Source organism: Microbacterium sp. UBA3394 (assembly GCF_002358725.1).
Taxonomy (GTDB): domain Bacteria; phylum Actinomycetota; class Actinomycetes; order Actinomycetales; family Microbacteriaceae; genus Microbacterium; species Microbacterium luteum.
The window spans coordinates 1-5117 of sequence record NZ_DEPK01000260.1 but is presented as its reverse complement, the minus strand read 5'-3'; the positions used below and the strand labels follow the sequence as shown (position 1 = coordinate 5117).

General features: G+C 73.0%; 6 protein-coding genes. 2 read left to right on the top strand and 4 right to left on the bottom strand.

What is annotated here, in order from left to right:
- The 3 genes from B4E30_RS15380 to B4E30_RS15370 all read right to left on the bottom strand — a co-directional run.
- The coding region (locus B4E30_RS15380; RefSeq protein WP_286796049.1) for an FAD binding domain-containing protein at positions 1–689 on the bottom strand (689 nt) is incomplete at its 3' end.
- 235 nt (positions 690–924) lie between these two features.
- Complete coding sequence (locus B4E30_RS15375; protein WP_286796047.1) at positions 925–1701, bottom strand: nucleoside phosphorylase; 777 nt, start codon at positions 1699–1701, stop codon at positions 925–927.
- A gap of 111 nt (positions 1702–1812) precedes the next feature.
- Positions 1813–2976, bottom strand: a complete 1164-nt coding sequence (locus B4E30_RS15370; protein WP_286796046.1) for an XdhC family protein — start codon at positions 2974–2976, stop codon at positions 1813–1815.
- Between the two features lie 49 nt (positions 2977–3025).
- Here B4E30_RS15370 and B4E30_RS15365 point away from each other — a divergent pair, with 49 nt between their 5' ends.
- Both B4E30_RS15365 and B4E30_RS15360 read left to right on the top strand, forming a co-directional pair.
- The gene (locus tag B4E30_RS15365; RefSeq protein ID WP_286796045.1) at positions 3026–3655 is read left to right on the top strand and encodes a nucleotidyltransferase family protein; all 630 of its coding nucleotides are present in this window, start codon (positions 3026–3028) and stop codon (positions 3653–3655) included.
- 206 nt (positions 3656–3861) lie between these two features.
- A complete protein-coding gene (locus B4E30_RS15360) occupies positions 3862–4074 on the top strand; it encodes an SCO4848 family membrane protein (RefSeq protein WP_286796043.1) in 213 nt (70 codons plus the stop codon).
- 99 nt (positions 4075–4173) lie between these two features.
- Here the strand turns inward: B4E30_RS15360 and B4E30_RS15355 are convergent, their stop codons facing one another.
- On the bottom strand, positions 4174–5106 hold the full coding sequence (locus B4E30_RS15355; RefSeq protein WP_286796052.1) for a 2-hydroxyacid dehydrogenase: 933 nt from the start codon (positions 5104–5106) through the stop codon (positions 4174–4176).
- Between the last annotated feature and the right edge of the window lie 11 nt (positions 5107–5117).

Below are 5117 nucleotides of genomic sequence, written 5' to 3'. Positions count from 1 at the left end.
GCGAACCGCCGCACGGTCGGCGTGGCGGTAGCGGCGGTGACGGCGAACACGCTCGTGCCGTCGGGATCGATGCGTCCGGTGACCACGGCACCGGATCGGCCGAGCTCGGCCAGCGCGATCTTGCGCAGCGCGGCACGCGACCGCAGGGCAGCGTCGGGGATCTCGATCGCGCGCAGCACATCGCCGCGTGTGAGCGAGTTCATGCCGTTGCCGGTGATGATCTCGGCCACCGGTTCGCGTCGCTCGCGGAGTGTGCCGGGCGCATCCGGGTCGGGCGACCAGATCACCGCGACCCCGTCGAGGGCGACCGTGAAAGCGACCATGCCGGCTGCGGCGAACGAGCGGCAGATGTTGCCGCCGACGGTGGCGGTGTTCCAGATCTTGAACGACGCGAGCAACGCGTTGGCCGCGTCGACGGCCAGTGGTGCGGCGGTCCAGGCCGCGGGCGCCTCCCGTTCAGCCCAGCGCACGAGGCGTGCGATCGTGCAGGTGGCGCCGATGCGCAGGCCCTCGGCGGTGACCTCGAGGTCGGGCCAGCCCATCGCCATGAGGTCGACGAAGCCGGTCGTGGCCGGCTGCGGTTCGCTCATCAGCCAGGTTCCGCCCGCGATGACGACCTCACCCTCGGCGAGGGCGAGGTCTGCGGCCGTGCGCGCGGCACGGAAGTCGCGGATGGTCGTGATGTCCACGGGCGCCTCGGGATGTTGATCACATGAACAGGTGAGGAGAGTCAACCACCGCGGCATTACGCCGGTGTTTCGCACGCGCGACCCGCGCATCCGTGCGCGCGCTCACGGCCGTGTCGAATGCAGGAGAACTCGCTGAGTGCACGACCTCCCGACCGTCGCCTTCTCGTGCGCTCGCCGAGAACGCGTGCACTCGCCGCAGCCCCGGCGCCATCGGCGCCGCAACCCCGGGCCGGCGTCAGAGCGCGAGCTCGGCGGCGGTGTCGAGGGCCGCCTCGATCGAGTGCATCCAGCCGTCCTTGAGCGCCTGCTTGGTGTCGCCGTAGACCGAAGCGCCGTCGACGAGGTTGCTGGATGCCGCGCACACCATGCCGGCGCGCATCCCCCGCAGGCGGGCGACGACGTACATCGCCGAGGCCTCCATCTCCATGTTGAGGATGCCCATGCCGTTCAGCTCCGCGATCAGCTCCGGGGTCTCGGCGTAGAAGGCGTCGCTCGAGGTGCTGATCCCGGCGTACGCGCGCGTACCGGCGGCCGTGGCGATCCGCTCCGCGTTCCGCTTCAGCGCGAGGGTCAGCTCGGCATCCGGCAGCGACGGGAAGCCGCGGGGGAGATAGGCGTCGGTCGTGCCGTCCATTCGGTAGCTGCCTTCGCTCACGAGGAGGTCGCCGGGCGCGATGCCCGACTGCAGCCCCGCCGACGACCCGACGCGGATGACGCTCGTCACGCCCACGCGCGCGAGCTCCTCGACCGCGATGGCCGTGGAGGGGCATCCCATACCCGTCGAGGTCGCGGTGATGTGACGCCCCTTGTACCAGCCGGTCACGGTGCGGTGCTCGCGGTTGTGCGCGACCTCCCGCACGTCGGTGAGGAACTCGGCGACCAGCGGCACGCGGAACGGATCACCCGGTAGCAGGGCGACGCTCGACACCTCACCCGGTGCGATGCCGATGTGGTACTGACGGGCGTCGAGGCCGGCTTGCGACTTGTCGACGGGAGCGGGCGTGGTGGACATGGTTCTCCTTCGGGTGCAGCGTCGGATGCGCTGGTGTCCCCGCCCTGAACCGCCCGGGATCCGGTGCTCGGCCGAGAGGCCATGGTTGATAGGACCGCGTCGCGCGGCAGGCTAGCACGAGCGCGCCGGCGACTCCGCGCCGTTCGCGCCGTGACGCGCGCGATCGCGGGTGTCGTGCAACGGGCCCGTGGTGGCGCGGAGGGGTGCGCCCGTGCCGCCGTGCCGGGCGGCGACGATCTCCGCCAGTGCGGCGACGGCGGTCTCGTCAGGTGAGTGCCCGCCGAGGTCGAGTCCGAGGGGCATGTGGATGCGCGCGATCGCGTCTGCGGACACCCCCCGCTCGGCGAGGAGGTGGGCGCGCCGGGCGACGGTGCGGCGCGCGCCGAGCGCTCCGACGAAGCCCACCGGCAGCGTGAGGGCGGTCTGCAGCGCCGGGATGTCCAGTCGCTCGTCGTGGGTGAGGACGCACACCGCCGTGCGCAGGTCGACGTCGTCCGGACCCTGGCGGGCGAGGTACTCGTGGGGAGCGGCGACGACGCGGCGTGCGGCATCCGGGAAGCGCTCCGGGGTGACGAGCACCTCCCACGCGTCGACGACCGTCACGGCGAACCCCGCGGCGGTCGCGACACGGCACAGCGCCGCGGCGTGCTCGCCGGCGCCGGCGATGATGAGTCGCGGGCGCGGCGCGCGACTGAGCGCGACCATTTCCGGTGCTGCGAGCGGTTCGGACCCGGGCCGCTCGCCGGCCGGGTCGGTGGGGGCGGCGTCGACAGCGGGATCCAGGCGCCGGCTCTCGCGGAGGAGGGCTGCGCGGGCGAGGTCGGTCGCGAGCGCGGCGGGGAGTCCCGAGGCGTCGGGGGGCGCAAGCGCGCGTCCCGCGTCGGGCCCCGTGGTGATGAGGCCCACGGTGATCGCACGGTCGGCGTCCTCGCGCTCCAGCACGTCGGCGACGACAGGGTCGTCAACGGCGATGGGGTAGGCGAGCACGTCGATGCGGCCGCCGCACGCGAGCCCGGCTGCCGGAGCGTCGCGGTCGGACAGGCCGTATGTCGCGCGATGGGCCGATCCGGTCGCCAGCGCGAGACGGGCGAGCACGACGGCATCGGCCTCGACGCATCCGCCCGAGATCGAGCCGATCACCTCGCCCTCGACGGTGACCGCCATCGACGCCCCGACGCCGCGCGGCGCGCTGCCGGGAACCCCGATCACCGTGACGACGCCCAGGCGCTCGCCGGCGCGCAGGCGGCGGTGCGCCTCGGATCCCAAGCCCAGCATGCCGTCACGCTACCCCCGTCGTGTTTCCGGCGCGCTACGCTTCGACGCCATGGAAGACCGTGCCGCGCCGATCGTCGGGCTCGTCCTCGCCGCCGGTGCCGGCACGCGATTCGGCGGTCCGAAGGGCCTGGCGCGCGACGTCGCGGGAACCCCGTGGATCGTGCGGGCGGTGGAGGCCCTGAGCCGAGGGGGATGCGACCGCGTGCTGGTCGCGGTCGGCGCGCGAGGCGACGAGGTCGCCGGCCTCGTTCCGGCGGGGGCCGAGGTCGTGCACGTCGCCGACTGGGCGGCCGGCCTGTCGGCGACGTTGCGCGCGGGCCTTTTTGCAGCGGGCGGCGCGGCGGCGGGCGGGGTGGCGGCCGTCGGAATGACGGCGAACGGCGCGCCGGCGGACGGGGTGTCGGCCGTCGTGGTGCTGCCGGTCGACGTGCCCGACGCGCCAGCAGCCGCGGTGCGTCGGGTGATCGAGGCCGCGGGAACCGACGTCGCCGGCGCCCTGGTGCAGGCGTCCTACGCCGGAGCCCCGGGGCATCCGGTGCTTCTCGGCGGCCGCCACCTGGATGAGATCGTCCAGCAGGTCGCGGGCGATGACGGCGCCCGCGCCTACCTGCGAGCCCACGCTGTCACGCGCGTCGACTGCGGCGACCTCTGGTCGGGCGCCGACATCGACATCGCCTGACCCGGCTCCGACACGTCCCGCGCGGCGCTACGTCCCGCGCCACGCCGCATCCCCTATCGCGCCGCGCCGCCGTGAACAACGCAGGAGATTCGTCGGCCAAACCGCCGGAAGGGCCCGGGTGGTGGCCTTCGCGGCGCGGATCTCCGGTGTTGTTCACCGCGCGACGGCGTGCCGTCCGACGGAGCCGGCGCGACTAGCCTGGGAGGGTGGAGATCCTCGCTGCCGCCGTGCTGTTCGTGAACGCCCTCTTCAACGTCGTCGTGTGGCCGCGGTTCTATCCGCGCATCGCGAACGACGCACGGGCGACCGACGCGAACGGGAAGCGCACGACGTTCTATCGCGTGCACGTCGTGCTCATCACGATCGCGCTGATCCTCGCGGCGCTGTCACTCGTCGCCGGCGTGCTCGTTCTGCTCTAGAGCCGCCCTCGGAACACACCCGAGACCCGGCACATTGTCCGACACCCGGCCGCACGCACCCCGGTCTCGGACAGACACCCCGGTCTCGGGTGTCGCGAATCAGCCGCCGAACACGACGTTCAGCGGCGCCTGGCCTGCGGCGAGCCGTTCGACCTGCGTGCGCACGAGGGCCGCGATGCGCGGCGTCATGGCGGTCGTCGCGCCGCCGACGTGCGGCACGATCAAGACGCCCGGCAGCGTCCACAGCGGGTGGTCCGCCGGCAGCGGCTCGGGATCGGTCACGTCGAGCGCGGCACGGATGCGCCCACGCGTCACGTGGTCGACGAGCGCGTCGGTGTCGATCAGGGGTCCGCGTCCGACGTTGACCACGAGGGCGTCGTCGGGAAGCGCCGACAGGAAACCGTCGTCGATGATGTGGCGTGTGCTGTCGCCCCCGGGCAGCGAGGTGATGACGATGTCGGTGTGCGGCAGCAGCTCGCGCAACTCGTCGACGCCGTGCACGCGCACCCCGTCCTCGACGCGGGCGCGCGAGGCGACGGGCACGATCTCGACCTCGAAGCCCGACAGGCGGCGGGCGATGGCCTTTCCGACGCCGCCGTAGCCGAGCACCATGACGCGCCGGTCGGCGAGGCTGGGGGCGACGAACGGCTCCCACTGACCGTGCGCCTGCGTACGCGCGAACCGGTCGATTCCGCGCTGTGACGCGATGGCGAGTCCGACGGCCAGCTCCGCCGTCGACGTCTCGTGCACGCTCGAGGCGTTGGCGAAGCGCATGCCGTCGGGGATGAGGTCCTCGACGCCCTCGTAGCCGATCGACTGCGACTGCACGAGCGCCACGTCCAGTCCGCTCAGATGCTCCAGCACCGACTTCATCGACATGTACGGCGGCACGACCATGTCGAATCGCTGCTGCGGGGCGGGGCCGTCCATCGGCCAGACGACGACCTCGACACCGTCGGGCAGGGGCTGGATGTCGTGCGCGAGGCGCTCGGTGGGGACGCTGACGACGAGGGATGCGCTGCCGGAAGTCACCTCGCCACGCT

Excerpts from the sequence above, each read along its gene's own strand:
- B4E30_RS15375 (WP_286796047.1), bottom strand. The coding sequence starts at position 1,701 with ATGTCCACCACGCCCGCTCCCGTCGACAAGTCGCAAGCCGGCCTCGAC.
- B4E30_RS15370 (WP_286796046.1), bottom strand. The coding sequence starts at position 2,976 with ATGCTGGGCTTGGGATCCGAGGCGCACCGCCGCCTGCGCGCCGGCGAG.
- B4E30_RS15365 (WP_286796045.1), top strand. The coding sequence starts at position 3,026 with ATGGAAGACCGTGCCGCGCCGATCGTCGGGCTCGTCCTCGCCGCCGGT.